The 14,923-nt window shown below is 72.5% G+C and carries 13 protein-coding genes; 7 read left to right on the top strand and 6 right to left on the bottom strand.

Annotation, left to right across the window (positions count from 1 at the left end):
- Together dnaK and AB0L89_RS29950 are read right to left on the bottom strand one after the other, a co-directional pair.
- Positions 1–1,890 (bottom strand): molecular chaperone DnaK, encoded by a 1,890-nt coding sequence (gene dnaK, locus AB0L89_RS29955; protein WP_365147586.1) that lies wholly within the window; start codon positions 1,888–1,890, stop codon positions 1–3.
- A 149-nt stretch (positions 1,891–2,039) separates the two neighbouring features.
- Complete coding sequence (locus AB0L89_RS29950; protein ID WP_365147583.1) at positions 2,040–2,465, bottom strand: OsmC family protein; 426 nt, start codon at positions 2,463–2,465, stop codon at positions 2,040–2,042.
- Between the two features lie 387 nt (positions 2,466–2,852).
- Here AB0L89_RS29950 and AB0L89_RS29945 point away from each other — a divergent pair, with 387 nt between their 5' ends.
- The 5 genes from AB0L89_RS29945 (at position 2,853) to AB0L89_RS29925 (ending at position 7,839) form a co-directional block, all read left to right on the top strand.
- On the top strand, positions 2,853–3,131 hold the full coding sequence (locus AB0L89_RS29945; protein WP_365147580.1) for a hypothetical protein: 279 nt from the start codon (positions 2,853–2,855) through the stop codon (positions 3,129–3,131).
- Positions 3,132–3,222: 91 nt separating this feature from the next.
- Complete coding sequence (locus AB0L89_RS29940) at positions 3,223–3,990, top strand: ATP-binding cassette domain-containing protein (protein ID WP_365147577.1); 768 nt, start codon at positions 3,223–3,225, stop codon at positions 3,988–3,990.
- A 10-nt stretch (positions 3,991–4,000) separates the two neighbouring features.
- The gene (locus AB0L89_RS29935; protein ID WP_365147574.1) at positions 4,001–5,281 is read left to right on the top strand and encodes an ABC transporter permease; all 1,281 of its coding nucleotides are present in this window, start codon (positions 4,001–4,003) and stop codon (positions 5,279–5,281) included.
- Positions 5,266–5,892: a hypothetical protein gene (locus tag AB0L89_RS29930; protein WP_365147571.1), complete on the top strand. Its 627-nt coding sequence runs from the start codon at positions 5,266–5,268 to the stop codon at positions 5,890–5,892. Before AB0L89_RS29935 ends, AB0L89_RS29930 begins: the two co-directional genes overlap by 16 nt.
- Before the next feature lie 312 nt (positions 5,893–6,204).
- The gene (locus AB0L89_RS29925; RefSeq protein WP_365147568.1) at positions 6,205–7,839 is read left to right on the top strand and encodes a DUF6345 domain-containing protein; all 1,635 of its coding nucleotides are present in this window, start codon (positions 6,205–6,207) and stop codon (positions 7,837–7,839) included.
- Positions 7,840–7,911: 72 nt separating this feature from the next.
- On the opposite strand, the gene AB0L89_RS29920 is transcribed toward AB0L89_RS29925, so the two are convergent.
- The 3 genes from AB0L89_RS29920 to AB0L89_RS29910 all read right to left on the bottom strand — a co-directional run bounded on the left by AB0L89_RS29920 (position 7,912) and on the right by AB0L89_RS29910 (position 12,495).
- On the bottom strand, positions 7,912–9,306 hold the full coding sequence (locus AB0L89_RS29920; protein WP_365147565.1) for an amino acid permease: 1,395 nt from the start codon (positions 9,304–9,306) through the stop codon (positions 7,912–7,914).
- 83 nt (positions 9,307–9,389) lie between these two features.
- Positions 9,390–11,513: a phage holin family protein gene (locus AB0L89_RS29915; RefSeq protein WP_365147562.1), complete on the bottom strand. Its 2,124-nt coding sequence runs from the start codon at positions 11,511–11,513 to the stop codon at positions 9,390–9,392.
- Positions 11,514–12,066: 553 nt separating this feature from the next.
- Positions 12,067–12,495, bottom strand: a complete 429-nt coding sequence (locus AB0L89_RS29910) for a hypothetical protein (RefSeq protein WP_365147559.1) — start codon at positions 12,493–12,495, stop codon at positions 12,067–12,069.
- An 84-nt stretch (positions 12,496–12,579) separates the two neighbouring features.
- On the opposite strand from AB0L89_RS29910, the gene AB0L89_RS29905 reads away from it, so the two are divergent.
- On the top strand, positions 12,580–13,359 hold the full coding sequence (locus tag AB0L89_RS29905) for an MBL fold metallo-hydrolase (protein ID WP_365147556.1): 780 nt from the start codon (positions 12,580–12,582) through the stop codon (positions 13,357–13,359).
- On the top strand, positions 13,356–13,973 hold the full coding sequence (locus AB0L89_RS29900; RefSeq protein ID WP_365147553.1) for a VTT domain-containing protein: 618 nt from the start codon (positions 13,356–13,358) through the stop codon (positions 13,971–13,973). Before AB0L89_RS29905 ends, AB0L89_RS29900 begins: the two co-directional genes overlap by 4 nt.
- Before the next feature lie 57 nt (positions 13,974–14,030).
- Here AB0L89_RS29900 and AB0L89_RS29895 read toward each other — a convergent pair whose 3' ends face one another.
- Positions 14,031–14,795 (bottom strand): TetR/AcrR family transcriptional regulator, encoded by a 765-nt coding sequence (locus AB0L89_RS29895; protein ID WP_365147550.1) that lies wholly within the window; start codon positions 14,793–14,795, stop codon positions 14,031–14,033.
- Positions 14,796–14,923 lie beyond the last annotated feature (128 nt).

Genomic DNA, 14,923 nt, shown 5'->3' with positions numbered 1-14,923 from the left:
TTAGGCGGAGCCGCCCTTGGCGTCCTTGCCGTCCTTGCCGGCCGTGCCGCCCTTGTCCTCCTCGTCGACGATCTCCGCGTCCACCACGCCCTCCTCGGCGGCCGGGTCCGGGGGCCGCTGCTCCTGCCCGCCCTCGCCGGCGCCCGCGTACATGGCCTGGCCCATCTTCTGGCTCACCGCGGCGAGCTTCTCCGCTCCGGTGCGCAGGGCGGCCGTGTCGTCGGCCCGGTTCTTGAGCAGGTCCTTCAACTCGGCCGCGGCGGACTCCACTTCGGTCCTCGTGTCGGCCGGTACGCGCTCCTCGTTCTCCCGCAGGAACCGCTCCGTCTGGTAGACGAGCTGCTCGGCCTGGTTGCGGGTCTCCGCGGCCTCGCGGCGCCTGCGGTCCTCCTCCGCGTGCTCCTCGGCCTCCCGCACCATGCGGTTGATGTCGTCCTTGGGCAGCGCGGAGCCGCCGGTCACGGTCATGCGCTGCTCGCGCCCGGTGGCCTGGTCCTTGGCGGAGACGTGCATGATGCCGTTGGCGTCGATGTCGAAGGTGACCTCGATCTTGGGGACGCCGCGCGGGGCAGGCGGCAGCCCGGTGAGGTCGAAGACGCCGAGCTTCTTGTTGTACGCGGCGATCTCCCGCTCGCCCTGGAAGACCTGGATGCCGACCGAGGGCTGGTTGTCCTCCGCGGTGGAGAAGGTCTCCGAACGCTTCGTGGGAATCGTGGTGTTGCGCTCGATGAGCTTGGTCATGATGCCGCCCTTGGTCTCGATGCCGAGGGACAGCGGGGTCACGTCGAGCAGCAGCACGTCCTTGACGTCGCCGCGGATCACGCCGGCCTGGAGGGCCGCGCCGAGCGCCACGACCTCGTCGGGGTTGACGCCCTTGTGGGGGTCCTTGCCGGTGAGCTCCCTGACCAGCTCCGTCACCGCGGGCATCCGGGTGGAGCCGCCGACGAGGATCACGTGGTCGACGGCGGAAAGCTTGATGCCCGCGTCCTTGACCGCCTGGTGGAAGGGTTCCTTGCAGCGGTCGAGGAGGTCGGCGGTCAGCTCCTGGAACTGGGCGCGCGTCAGCTTCTCGGCGAGGTGCAGCGGTCCCTCCGCCGAGGCGGTGATGTAGGGCAGGTTGATGTCGCTCTCGCTGGACGAGGACAGCTCGATCTTCGCCTTCTCGGCGCCCTCGCGCAGCCGTTGGAGCGCCATCTTGTCCTTGCCGAGGTCCACTCCGTGCGCGTTCTTGAACTGCCGCACCAGGTACTCGACGATCCGCTGGTCCCAGTCGTCGCCGCCCAGCTGGGTGTCGCCGTTGGTGGCCTTCACCTCGATGACGCCCTCGCCCATCTCCAGGAGGGAGACGTCGAAGGTGCCGCCGCCGAGGTCGAAGACGAGGACGGTCTGGTCGTCGCCCTTGTCGAGGCCGTACGCGAGGGCCGCCGCGGTGGGTTCGTTGATGATGCGCAGGACGTTCAGGCCCGCGATCTCGCCGGCCTCCTTGGTGGCCTGGCGCTGGGTGTCGTCGAAGTAGGCGGGCACGGTGACCACCGCGTCGGTGACGTCCTCGCCGAGGTAGGACTCGGCGTCGCGCTTGAGCTTCTGCAGGACGCGCGCGGACAGCTCCTGCGCGGTGTACCGCGTGCCGTTCACGGAACCGCTGTCCGGGAAGCGCCAACTGCCGTCGCCCATGTGGCGTTTGACGGAGCGTGCGGTGCGCTCCACGTTCGTGACGGCCTGCCGCTTGGCGACCTCGCCCACCAGGACGTCGCCGCTCTTGGCGAAGGCGACGACCGAGGGCGTGGTGCGCGCGCCCTCGGCGTTGGCGACGACGGTGGGGTCACCGCCCTCCAGCACGGCCACCACTGAGTTCGTCGTACCGAGATCGATCCCGACCGCACGTGCCATGGTCCAGCCCCTTCCGCCGCGAGCCCAAGTCCCCCGATTCCAGGTCTATTCCATGCTCCATCACAAAACTTGAGTGGCATCTTGTCAATGCCCGGACGCGACAATGCCGCCGCCCCGGAGGGACGACGGCATCGTCAACAGGCGCTCGGTCAGGCCAGCTTGGCCGAAAGCGTGATCGTCGTGCCCGTCAGCGCCTGGCTCACCGGGCAGTTCGCCTTGGCGTCCTCGGCGGCCGAGACGAACGCGGCCTCGTCGAGACCCGGCACCTCGCCCTCGACGGTGAGGTGGATGCCGGTGATGCCGGTGCCGGGCTGGAAGGTCACGTCGGCGGACGTGGTGAGCCGGGTGGGCGGGGTGCCCGCGCCGGTCAGGCCGTGCGAGAGGGCCATCGAGAAGCAGCTGGAGTGCGCGGCGGCGATCAGCTCCTCCGGGCTGGTCTTGCCGTTCGCCTGCTCGGCGCGCGACGGCCAGGAGACAGCCTGCTCCCCGATGCCGGAGGAGTCGAAGGTGACGGTGCCCGCCCCCTCCGTCAGAGAGCCTTCCCAGACCGTGTGTGCGGAGCGCGTGGTTGCCACGATGCAGTTCCCTTCAGTGCGTTTCCGTGATCGGAAGTTGCGTGGCCACCATCCGATCACACTCCGGACGAAAACGGGCCGCGGGCCCTCTCACGACAGGCCGGACCCACGCCCGCGGAGCGGCCCCACGGCGACACGGACGCGCCACGGTCCGCCGGAATCCGGACTTCGTGAGGGCCGGAGACACCACCCGGGAATACGACGGCATCCCGGCCCCACCAGACGAATTCCCTCTCTCGCGCCCCTTTTCCATCCGATTGATCCGTATCGTCCGAACCAATCCCTTCGGATACGATCGGGAACCCAAGGGACACAATTCAACAATGCAGGGGGGCAACAGGAATGACCCTCAAGCGATTAGCCCTGGGGAATCCAGGCAAGAGTGCCGTGATCGCGGCGGCTGCCGCGGCAGCGATCGGCGTCGCGGTCCCGTCGGCGTTCGCCTCCGCCGAGGACCACTGGACCGCCGGCTGCCGCGGCTACTGGTACAGCACGACCGGACACGCCTACTGCAAGTCCGCGACGGGCGGCTACTACGACGCCCTGTACGACTGCAGCGCCGAGGTCGACGGATTCGGATCCGCCCACCTCAGAGGCGGCTACAAGGGAAAGTGGGACAGCGACGAATGCACTTTCAGCATTCGCAGCACCAAGGTGCGCCACTAGCACCGAAATACGCCGCCGGCGTTCGTACGTCGTGAACGTGGGGGAGCCGCCCCGCATCGATGTCGGCTCCCCCACGCCCTCCAGGAGAGAAATGCCCCCCACCCCCGCCGCGCGGCTCACCGCCCTGACCCAGGGCTATGGACGCGACCGGATCATCGAACACCTGGACCTGACGGTCTCCACGGGCGTCACCGGCCTGCTGGGCCCCAACGGGGCGGGAAAAACGACACTTCTCCGGACGCTCAGCACGATCGCGGCGCCGAGGTCCGGCAGTGTGGAACTCTTCGGGGAGAGGATCCGCGGCGAGCGGGACGCCCGACGCGCACGCCGTCACATCGGCTATCTGCCGCAGGACTTCGGCTATTACCCGTCGTTCTCCGTGCAGGACTTCGTCCGGTACTGCGCGTGGCTTCGCGAGGTGCCGGGCCGCACGGCACGAGAAGCCACCCGCGACGCGCTCGCAGCCGTAGGACTGGCCGACCGTGCCGAGAGCAGGATGAAGTCCCTGTCCGGGGGCATGCTGCGGCGGGCCGGGATCGCCGCGGCCATCGTCGGCGAACCGTCGCTCGTGCTCCTGGACGAGCCGACCGTCGGCCTGGACCCCGCGCAGCGGCTCGACTTCCGCAAGTTGATCCGTTCTCTGGCCGAGGACGGCGCCGCGGTTCTCCTGAGCACCCACCTCGTCGAGGACGTGAGCGTCGCGTGCGACACCGTGCTCGTCCTTCAGGACGGGAGCATCGTGCACCGGGGCACACCGCAGGAACTGGCGCTGTCCGCGGCGAAGGACGCGCCGGGCGACAGCCCCCTGGAACGCGGCTACATGACCGTCCTCGACAACGGCTCCACGTCCACTTGGTGACCTCATCCCCATGCTGAAGATCTACGCCATCGAGCTGCGGCGCTCCCCGCTCCTGCCGACCCTCCCGGCCCTCGTGGTCATCGACCTCCTCGTGCTGTTCGGCCGCACCCGTCACTGGATCGGCGTGTGGCCCGAGGCCAGCGCGGCGGCGCAGGTGGTCACCCTCTTCCTGGGCCCCGCCCTGGCCGCCGTCTCCGCGTGGCAGGCCGGGCGCGGCGCCCGTTCCGGGATGCCGGAGTTCCTCCAGGGGGCGGCCCGGCCCCCGTGGCACGCCGAGGCCGCCCGCCTCGCGGCCACGCTGACGCTGGGCTGCGCCGCCTATCTGGCCGGCTGCCTCACCGCCGCCGCGGTCTCCTTCCGTGACGCGGGGCCGGGGTTCCTGTGGCCCTCGTACCTGTTGCTGGGTCTCGCGTCCCTGGTGACGTTCGCCGCGCTCGGGCACTTCGCCGGACGGCTGTGGCCCTCGGCCGCCTTCACCCCGGCGCTCTGCGCCCTGGTCGGCTTCGTCGCCTACGTGGGCGTGGGGAAGGGCTACGGCCTCTACGTGCTCAGCGGCGATCCCACCCGGATGATCGACACCGGCGCCCTTCGGCTGCGCGTCCTCCTGGCGCTGGCCCTGTCGGCCATGGCGGTGTTCCTGACGCGCGTGGCCAAGTCCGACCGCCGGACCCGCTTCTACACGCCCCGCGGCGCCCGCGCGATGATGGCCGCCTCCACCGTCACCGTCTTCGCCCTGGTCCCGCTCATCGTCCTGAGCGGCCCCGTGCGGGTCCTGCGTCCGCCGGGGGCGGTCACGCCCGTGTGCGAGCGCCCCCACGAGCGTGCCGCCCGGGTCTGTGTGTGGCCCGAGCACCGCAAGTACCTCCCGGAACTGGCGGCCATGGCGGATCGCCTCTCCAAGGTCCCCCAGGACTGGGTCGAGCAGCCCGCGGCGTTCTACGAGTACGGTCTGCGCCCCACCCCCTTCGGCGACATCGGCTTCGACATCGCCGAAGGACACGTCCGTCCCGCCGCCATGGGCATGGCGGCCCAGGTCTCGGCCACGTCCATGGGGCGCTGCTCCCCTCCCGAGAACGAGCGGCGCGCCTGGGAAGCCTCCAACCGCCTCGATCTGTGGCTGGAGTACCGCGCCATGGGCACCGACCCGAAGACCGCCGACGCCGGGCTCCACATGGTCGGCGTGGCCAAGGAGCAGCGGGCCGCGGCCCGGGCGACCGCCCTGTCGGAACGCGCGCAGGAGGCGTGGACCGCCGAGCAGCGCGATCGGCTGGGCAAGTGGTGCAGGCGGTGATCCTGAACGGTGATGTGCTGCGGTGCGCGCGGGTCCACCGCGTCGGGCCCGTGCTGCTGGGCGTGACCGGTGTCGCGGTGCTGTCCGCCGTCCTGGGAGGGGTCCGCTTCCCCGTGCCTTCTCTGGAGAGCGGTGCCGGGACCGTCGGAGTGCCGTTCCGGCGTGAACTGCCCCTCCTGTCGGCCGTGTTCCTCACCGCCCTGTGGTCGGGGCCGATGTCCGCCCACGAGCAGGGCGGTTCGGACACCTTCCACCGCACGCGCGCACGCCTCCTGGCGCTGGCGACCCTCGCCTCGGCCGCCGTCTCCCTGCTGACCGAGGCGCTGGCCGTGGGATGGCCGATGGGACTGGTCTTCGTCCGGTCCTTCGCGATCTGGTGGGGACTTGCCATGCTGTCCATGGGGCTGTTGGGCTCCCGGCTTGCCTGGGTGCTCCCGCTGGGCTCCGCCTTCCCCCTGGTCTGGTTCACCGGCGGCGCTCTGGACTGGACGGCCGCCGGAGCGGGCGACGCCGGATTCTGGGGACTCGCGGCGGCCTCCCTCGTCCTGGGCGCCGCGAGCCTGGCCCGGACGCCGTGGCGGTCCCACGCCCTGAAGCACCGGCTGCCCTGACGAGGCCCCGACGGCGCCGGGGCGGGGGCAGAACGCGCACCGCCGGCACCCGTCGCTCCGCCCTCCAGGCGAAAACGGGCCGTGCGGTTCCCGCTCGGTGGCCGGAAACGTTCGAGCATCCCCCGCAGGTAAGCGTCGCCCGATGCGAACACATTGTGTGCGGGACCGCGCCACAGGGGCGGCTGAGGTGGGGGAACAGCGGCGTGGCAGGGGCCATATGACCGGAATGGCAACTGGGCAACCCGCTTCCGCGGTGACACTTTGAGGCCCCCTCGCGCACGGAACGAGGAGATCCTCCCAGGGGGTATGGCCATGCGCATCAACTACTCGGACCACGGTCCGTCCCCGCTCGAACCGGAGAAGCCCGGAGCGGCGGGCACCCGCGACTCGACCTTCGGCTGGTGGGGTGCGTTCAGCATCCAGAAGTTCGTCAACCAGTCACCGCTCTCGCACACGCACGCCGACGCGACCGGCTGGCTGGCGTACCTCCAGCAGTTCTACGACCGCAACTTCTGGTTCGCCGACGGCGGCGCGCAGGTGTGGGCGTACGAGGAGACGTACGACAACTGGCAGGACCGCTACGGCATGGACGCGGTCTGCGCCGTGTACCACTCGGGCCACGGCGGCATGGACGGCAACGGCGTCTTCTTCGCGCCGCTCGGCGCCGTCTGGGACGGCCGCAGCGACGCCGTCTCCAACCGGATGGCGCTGGGCAACGAGAAGGCCAACTACGTCTTCTGGTCGACGTGCACCTCGCTGCGCGTCCTCGGCGGCCACTCCCCCATCCGCACCTGGGCCGGACCCAACATCGGCTTCCGGATGATCTTCGGCTTCGAGACCGTCAGCATCGACAGCCCGGACTACGGCAAGAAGTTCTGGGAGAAGTGGCGGGCGGGCCAGACGTTCTGCGACGCGTGGCTGAACGCCAGCTGGGACATCTACCACGGGCAGGCCCCTTCGGTCGCCGCCGTCGGCGCCACCCAGGCCGAGGCCACCAACCGCCTCAACACCGAGCGCAACTTCGTCCGCGACCACGTGCCGGACAACTGGTACGCGTGGCGCTGGTACTACGCCCGCGAGGGCGTCAGGGAGCCGCTCACCCAGCTCCCCGGGCAGCACCAGATCGTGCAGCTCGCGCCCCGCGACCCGAGCGCCGAACTCACCCGGCTCGGGCAGCTGGCCGACTTCCCGTCGGCGGCGCTGCAAGAGGTGCAGGTCGAGCGGCAGGGCGTGCTCAGCGCCGGCTCCGGCGACCGCGTCATCTCCACCGCGCCGCAGGGCGTGCGCTGGGTCAGGCTCGCCGAGGCCAACCACCGCAACACCCAGCAACTGGCCACCGACCGCGCGGTCGAGGCGGCGCGCGCCTTCGCCGAGCAGTACGCGGACGGCGCCGAACTGGTCGTCGACGGCGTGCACGACCTGATGCAGAACTCCGGGACCAAGGACGGTTCCGAGGTCGGGCGTCCGGTCTCCCTGGAGACGCACGTGACGTTCCGCCAGGTCTTCGACGGCGTACCCGTCATCACCCCGGGCCGCGGCCTGATCCGCGTCGGCCTCGACAACGACGGCACGGTCGTCCAGTCGCAGATCTCGACCCGGCAGGCCACCGGCGTCACCCGCGAGCCGAGCACGGAGATCTCGCCGCCTCCGCCCAAGGGCGGCAAGGCGACGGCGGCGCCGCTGGAGCGCGACCCGCGCAAGGCGCTCGACGCGGCGCAGAAGCGGCTGATCGCCCACCTCATGGCGTCGACCGCGGGCGACGAGGGCGGCAGGGGCGCGGCGGCGCAGCGCGCCCCCGAGGTGCGGGACGTCCCCGGCACCTTCGAGGTCGGCTACGAGATGGAGGGCAACGAGGCCTACCCCGCGGCCCGCAAGCTCATCGAGATCGGCCCGCAGGACGGCATGTTCAAGACACAGCGCTGGGTCGTCGCGCCTCTGGCGAGGTAGGCGCGACGCGGACCGTCCCCGCCGTTGGGGGCGGCGGGGACGGCCCGCACTCGGACGGAGGACGGGGAAAGGTCAGCCGTTCGAACCGGCGGCCCGCTGCTTGCGGGCCGCCATCCACGCGTACACGAGCACGCCCGCGAACAGGAACAGCACGCCCTGGTAGACGGCCGCGTAGCCGGACCCGGCCACCAGCCACATGGAGAAGGCGAACGCGACGCCCGCGAGGACCGCGTCGCGCACCAGGCGCCCGCGGTGGACGCGCTCGCGCTGCCCGGAGACCAGGAAGTAGATCTGCGCGACGGTGGCCAGGAGATAGGGCACGGTCGCCGTGAACGTGGTGATCAGGACGAGGGACTCGAAGACGCCGCCGGCACCAGCCGTGTAGTTGTAGACGGTCAGGAGCCCGGCGAGGACGACGGTGACGAGGACGCCGACGGTGGGCACCCCGCGCCGCTTGCGGCCGAACGCGCTCGGGAAGAGCCCGTCCTTGGCGGCCGCGTAGGGCGTCTGGGCACTGAGCAGGGTCCAGCCGTTCAGCGCGCCGACCATCGAGATCAGCGCGGCGAACGCGACCGCGGTGCCGCCCCAGGACCCGCCGAACATGACGTCGACGGCGTCGGAGAAGGGCGCGGTGGACGCGACCAGCTTGTCGTGCGCGACCGTGCCGAAGACGGCGAGCGTGCCGAGCAGGTAGACCACGGCGGCGCCGAGGGTGCCGAGGATGGTGGCGCGCCCGACGTTGCGCCGCGGGTCGCGCACCTCACCGGCGCTGACGGCGGCCGACTCGACGCCGAGGTAGGAGAAGAGCAGGATCGCGGCGGCCGCGGAGACGGCGCCCATCGGGCTGTCGTCGCTCGCCTGGAAGGGCCCGAGGTTGGCGCTGTCGAAGAAGAAGAGCCCGCCGACGGCGACGAGCAGCAGCGGCAGGAACTTCAGGACGGTGGCGACCAGCTGGACGGCGCCCACGTACCGCGTGCCCGCGAAGTTCGCGAGCGCGGGCAGCAGTTGGATGACCAGCGCGGCGAGGCAGGCCGTCCACTTGTGGTCGTTGACCGGGATCAGGACGTCGAGATAGCCGACGGCGGCGACGGCCAGGGCGGCGTTGGACACCCAGGTGGTGATCCAGTACGACCAGGCGGCCAGGAATCCGGCGAAGTCGCCGAAGGCCGCGCGGGCGTAGACGTAGGGTCCCCCGGTGCGCGGGTCGCGCTCGGCGAGCCGCCCGAAGACGAGCGCGAGGGCGATGGCGCCGGCGGTCAGGACGCCGAAGGCGACGAGGCTGATGGTGCCGAACGGCGCGACGGAGGCCGGCAGCAGGAAGATGCCGCCGCCGATGATGTTGCCCATGACGAGACAGGTCGCGATCGGAAGCCCGAAGCGCCGGGAGTGCCGGCTCCCCGCCTCGGCCGGTTCTCCCTGGTCAGGGGCCGGAGCCGGCCGCGCGGCCGCGGTTCCGGAGTCGTGCATGGGGTGGTGCGCCTCTCGTCGTGCCAGGTGCCCGGGATCGCCGGGCGGAAGCCATGGTCGGGCACGGCGGACGCTGCTCAAAATCAGTGGGTTTTGTCCTGTACGACGCCCTCGGGCACCGCAAATGCTGTGCCGCCGGGGACTTCGGACGGGGAATCATCCACCGGAACCTGCGGCCCCGGGCCCTCGTCCAGCCAGCACCGCAGCACCCGGTGGACCTGCTCGGCGCCGACCAGCTCCGCCCCCTCCGCGACCGGCTCGGAGAGCGCGAGCGGCGACAGGAGGAAGGGGCGGGACTGCGCGCCGCCGAGACCGCCGTGCGAGCCGATCTGTTCCTCGAAGGCCAGGACCTCGCCCTCCCGCGGGTCGTACCAGGAGTTGACCATGATGTCGGCGGTGTGCGGGAAGCCGTCGGTGCGGCGCACGGCGTCCGCGGCGCCGGGGCCGAAGTCGGCGAGCGGACCGAGGTCGGCCGGGTCCTCGTCCAGGTACACCTCGGCGCCGCGCGCCCCGAGCACGAGCGGTCCCCGCTCCGCGCTGCGGACGAGGAGGAAGCCGATGCCCGGGTGGTTGGCGAGGGTGGGCAGCAGCGCCGGATGGCGGCGGTCGATCTCCTCGCGGGTCATGCGGTGCGGTACATCGGGGAACGAGACGAGCCCCAGGTTGCCGGAGGCCAGCACGACCGGTTCGGCGCGGCGGGCCGGGCGGTGCTCGTCGGCGCCCTCCTCGACGGGCCTGCGCAGCGCGGCCCGCACGGCCGAGCGGGCCTCGGCGCCGCTGTGCGTGCGCTGCGCCCTGCGCGGTACCGGCAGGCCGCAGCCGGCCCGGACGAGGTCGCCGAGGGTGAGGCCGTAGCGGGTGCGGAAGGTCTCGCCGGGGCTCTGCCCGTGGTCGGAGAGGACCACGATCCGGTAGGCGCGCGGCGCGTGGTCGGCGACCTGGTCGAGCAGCGCGAGCGAGCGGTCCAGGCGCCGGAGGACCTTCTCCACGTCGCCGCCGGACGGGCCGGAGTGGTGGGCCACCTCGTCGTACGCGACGAGGTCGGCGTAGACCGCGCTGCGCCCGGCGAGCATGTCCCCTATGACGGCGGCGACCACGACGTCGCGCTCGACGACGGTGGCGAAGGCGCGGATGAACGGGTAGAGCCCGCCGCGTCCGACGCGGGGGCGGCGCCGCTTGAGGCGGGCGCGGGTGGACTCGCCGATCTCCCGGAAGACCTCGGCGACGAAGGAGAGCGCGGTGCGGACGGCGTTGGCGGGGTCCGAGAAGTAGGCGAAGTACCCGGCGCGCGACCGGTTCTCCTTGCCGCGCCGCGCGGCGATGGAGAGGACCAGGGCGAGCTGGTCGGCGCCGCCGCTGAAGAGGTTGCCTCGGCTGGCGCCGTCGACGGTGAGGAGGCCGCCGTCGCCGGTGCGCTCGACGGCGCGGCGCTGCAGTTCGGCGGCGGAGGCGGGCCGGTTGCTGACCATCACCTCGCCGGTGTCCTTCTCGTACCACCGGAAGGCGGGCACGTCGTGGTTGGAGCCGTGCAGGATGCCGAGCTGGCTGGCGCCGGTCTGGCTGGACCAGTCGGTGCGCCAGGGGGTGAGGCGGTGGGTGGGGTCGCCCTCGTGCCCGAGCCAGCGGGCGACGGTGGGCATGAGGCCCTTGCCGACGGCGGAGGTGAGCACGTCGTGGCCCACGCCGTCGAGCTGGATGAAGACGGTGCCGGGGGTGGTGGGGCCGGGCAGCCCGGCCGTGCCGCGCCGCCGGCGGCGGTCGGCGAGGCGGTACAGGCGGCGGCGGTAGGCGTCGTCGTCCCGGACGGCGAGGGCGCCTCCGGTGGCGGAGGCGACGGCGGACATCACGGCGGCGACCACGACGGCGGTCTCGGCACCGGCTTCCCCGCGCCCCTCCGGGATGAGGCTGAGGGCGAGCAGGAGCAGTGAGCCGTTGAGGAAGAAGGCGAGCAGTCCGAGGACGAGGGCGGGCACGAGCAGCAGGGCGCGCACGAGCAGCGGCCACACCAGGGCGGAGAGCAGACCGAAGGCGCCGGCGCCGAAGGCCGCGGTGACCGCGATCTGGGTGGCGCTGTCGCCGTCGTCGGACTGGAGCTTGAAGTCCGGGAGGATGCCGGCGAGGGCCAGCATGGTCAGTGTGGAGACGGCCCATACGGCGACCACACGCCACAGAGCGCTGCCGACCCGCCGCCATCGCCCTCGCCCCACACCGCGCCCCTTCACGTTTCACCCCGAACCGGACACCAGCCTGTCACACGAACCGCCGGGCCCCCGCCGCGGACCGGCGGACGGGGGCGGGGCGCCGACCCGCGGAGTGCGGACTGCCGCGCTGCGGCTCGCAGGAGGCGGCGCCACGGAGGACTCCGAACCACCACCGGCGGGCGGCGGAGGAGGCGGCACACGGCACCGCGCCGACGGCGGCGACGGCCACGCGCGGCGCCATGACGGCCCACCGAGAGCCCCCAGGGAAAGCCGCGCACCGCACCGCACCGACCCGCCGACCGGCACAGAAAGCCGCACGCGACGCCATGACAGCCCTCCGCCGTCCGGCGGGGGAAAGACGCACCCGGCATCACCCCAACCCACCGTGGGCCGGTGGAAAAGGCCGGGCGCACCACCGCGACACCCCCTCGCCGGGCGGCGCGGCAGGCGAGGGGGACCTCCACGTGGCCCCGCCACCGACCGGGGCGAGCAGCCGCGCGCGGCGCCGAGGTCTGTCGTGGAGCAGCGGAGGGAGAGGGTCCGAGCGGCGCCGCAACGCTCAGCGGCCGTCGTATCCCGCCGTGGGCATGGAGAGCCGACGATGGACATGGGCCTTCATCTCCGAGTCGTACGCCGGCTCGGCGAGCCCCGCCGTCTCGATCCGCACGCCCCGGCGCGCGCACTCCGCGGTGAACTCGTCCGCGGACCGCAGCGCCCGCTCCAGGACCCTGCGGCTCGGCACGACGAACAGGTCCACGAGCCCCGCCTCGACGTCGCCCCACAGGAGGGCGTGGTCGGTGCGCAGACCGCGTACGACGAGCTCGCGCGTGATCACGTACCCCTGTGCGGCCGCCCACCGCGCGCACATCGCGTGCTGGCTGCGGGAATCGACGAGGAAGGGGTCGGCGTCCAGTTCCTCCAGGGGCGTCAGGCTGGCGATCGCCGCCACACGCACCACGACGGTGCCGGTGCCCGCGGCATCTCCCATGGCGTCCCCCTCACCCACTGGCGTCAGCCGAAGACCCTACTCCTGGCCGTAGGCTCGGAGACAGTCGCACGAAGGAGGAACCGGGTGCCCGTCGAGGTCACATGGTGGGGCCACGCCACTTGCACGGTCGAGGATTCGGGCGTCCGCGTACTGACCGACCCCCTCTTCGCCCGCCGCCTCGCGCATCTGCGGCGCCGCAGGGGCGCACTGCCGCCGCCCGATGCAGCGGTCGCCGACGTCGTGCTCCTTTCCCATCTGCACGCCGACCATCTGCACGTGCCGTCGCTCGCCCGGCTCACGCCCGGCACCCGTGCGCTGGTCCCGCGCGGGGCGGCGCGTTCGGTGCCCGGTCTGACCCGCAGGCTGCCCCATCTGCGCTTCACCGAGGTGGCGCCGGGCGACGAGGTCCCGGTCGGCGACGGCCTCGTCGTACGCGTGGTGCGCGCGCTGCACGACGGGCGGCGGCTGCCCGTGGGCCCGCACCGGTCGCCGGCCCTCGGTTATGTGGTGTGCGGCGAGGCGCGTACGTACTTCGCCGGGGACACCGGACTCTTCGACGGGATGGCCGAGGAGGTCGGCGACGTCGACGTGGCACTGCTCCCGGTCGGCGGCTGGGGCCCTTATCTGGGCCACGGGCATCTGGACGCGGGCCGTGCCGCCGAGGCGCTCGCCCGGATCGCGCCGCGCAGCGCGGTCCCGGTGCACTACGGAACGTACTGGCCGATCGGCCTGGACGCCGTGCGCCCCCACGAGTTCCACGCGCCGGGCCCGGAGTTCGTGCGCCAGGCGGCCCGGCTCGCCCCCGACGTGACCGTGCACCGGCTGGCGCACGGCCAGAGCGTGCTGCCGGAGGTGGCCCGGTGATTCCCGCCGTGGCGGCCCAGGTGCCGCCGGAGAGCACCCAGCAGGCGGTCGGCTATCCGTCGCTGTTCCTGCTGGTGGTGATCGGCGCGCTGGTGCCGGTGGTGCCGACGGGCGCGCTGGTCAGCTCGGCGGCGGTGGTCGCCTTCCATCAGACGGCGCCGTTCTCGCTGCTCGTCGTCTTCGGGGTCGCGGCGCTCGCGGCGTTCGTGGGCGACGTCGCCCTGTACTGGCTGGGGCAGCGCGGCATGCGGTCGAAGAACGGCTCGCGCTGGCTGGAGGCGATCCGCGACCGGGCGCCCGAGGAGCGGCTCGCGCAGGCGCAGGAGAAGCTCAAGGACCACGGCGTGCTGGTCCTGGTGCTCTCCCGGCTCGTCCCGGCCGGACGGATCCCGGTGATGCTGGCGTGCCTGATGGCGAAGATGCCGCTGCGCCGGTTCGCCCGCGGGGACGTGCCGGCGTGTCTGGCGTGGGCGGTGACGTACCAGTTGATCGGCATTCTCGGCGGCTCCCTCTTCAAGGAGCCGTGGGAGGGCGTCGCGGTGGCGGTCGCGCTGACGCTGCTAATCAGCCTGGCGCCGATGGTGTGGCGCAGGGTGCGGCGCGCCACCGCGTAGGGCCCGCGCGGCGCGCCCGGCTGCCGGGCGCGGCGCTCGCGGGCGCCGGCCCCGGCGCTACTCCCCTGCCGCCACCGCGATGCCGTCCAGGACGCGTTCGAGGCCGAAGGTGAAGTCCGGGTCGGCCGACGGGTCGTCGTAGGCGTCGTCGGGGACCGCCTCGAACGTGCCCGAGGACAGCAGCCGGGCCGTCTGCGGATAGCGCTCGGGGGTGATGAGGCGGGCCAGGGTCCTGGCATAGGCCCGTTCGCTCTCGGCCTGGCCCAGGCCCGTGCCGCTCCTGCCCCGCTCCTGTTCCTGGGAGAGCAGCGAGACCTGGCGCACGTAGCCGCTGAGCAGGGTCAGGGAGCCGACCTTTCCCGCCCAGTCCAGCGCCGTGCCGGTCAGCGCGGCGAGGCCCGCCTCCATCCAGGCGACCTCGTGCGGTCCCAGCGGCGGCCCGGACAGGGGAAGCCGCGGGAGCCAGGGGCGCCGGTGGTTGAGGAGGCGCTGCGCGACGGCCCACTCCCGCAGGCCCGCACGCCACCCCTCGGGTTCCGTCACCGACCGGGGCGGCAGTCCGAGCGCGAGGTCCCGCATCAGGACGAGCAGTTCGTCCTTGGAGCCCACGTGGCGGTAGAGGGACATCGGCGTGACGTCGAGCTCTTTGGCGATCTTCGGCAGCGTCGCGCCCGGCAGCCCGTCGCGGTCCGCGAGCTCCACGCCCGTGCGCACGACGCGCTCCGTGTCGAGCGCCGCGGGGCGGCCGAGGCCCGAGACGGAGGGCCGCAGCCTCCACAGCCGGGCGAGCTCGGCCGGGGCGTCCTCCTGGTCGGCCGGCATGGGCGCTCCTCTCCGTTCCTCGATGCCTCGGTTTCCCGATGTGTTCGTGGGCATCATCTCCTACGCAGACTTAGTATATGAGATATAGATTATGGCTTACGCTAATGACGTCAGCGCTCCCGGCGGAA

This window comes from Streptomyces sp. NPDC052114, from assembly GCF_040680155.1.
In the GTDB taxonomy this organism is placed as follows: domain Bacteria; phylum Actinomycetota; class Actinomycetes; order Streptomycetales; family Streptomycetaceae; genus Streptomyces.
Note: the sequence above shows the minus strand (reverse complement) of the source record. Positions and strands in the feature narration are given on the sequence as shown.

Coding starts and splice junctions, on each gene's coding strand:
- AB0L89_RS29940 (WP_365147577.1), top strand. CDS start 3,223: ATGCCCCCCACCCCCGCCGCGCGGCTCACCGCCCTGACCCAGGGCTAT.
- AB0L89_RS29925 (WP_365147568.1), top strand. CDS start 6,205: ATGCGCATCAACTACTCGGACCACGGTCCGTCCCCGCTCGAACCGGAG.
- AB0L89_RS29910 (WP_365147559.1), bottom strand. CDS start 12,495: ATGGGAGATGCCGCGGGCACCGGCACCGTCGTGGTGCGTGTGGCGGCG.
- dnaK (WP_365147586.1), bottom strand. CDS start 1,890: ATGGCACGTGCGGTCGGGATCGATCTCGGTACGACGAACTCAGTGGTG.
- AB0L89_RS29935 (WP_365147574.1), top strand. CDS start 4,001: ATGCTGAAGATCTACGCCATCGAGCTGCGGCGCTCCCCGCTCCTGCCG.
- AB0L89_RS29920 (WP_365147565.1), bottom strand. CDS start 9,306: ATGCACGACTCCGGAACCGCGGCCGCGCGGCCGGCTCCGGCCCCTGAC.
- AB0L89_RS29895 (WP_365147550.1), bottom strand. CDS start 14,795: ATGCCGGCCGACCAGGAGGACGCCCCGGCCGAGCTCGCCCGGCTGTGG.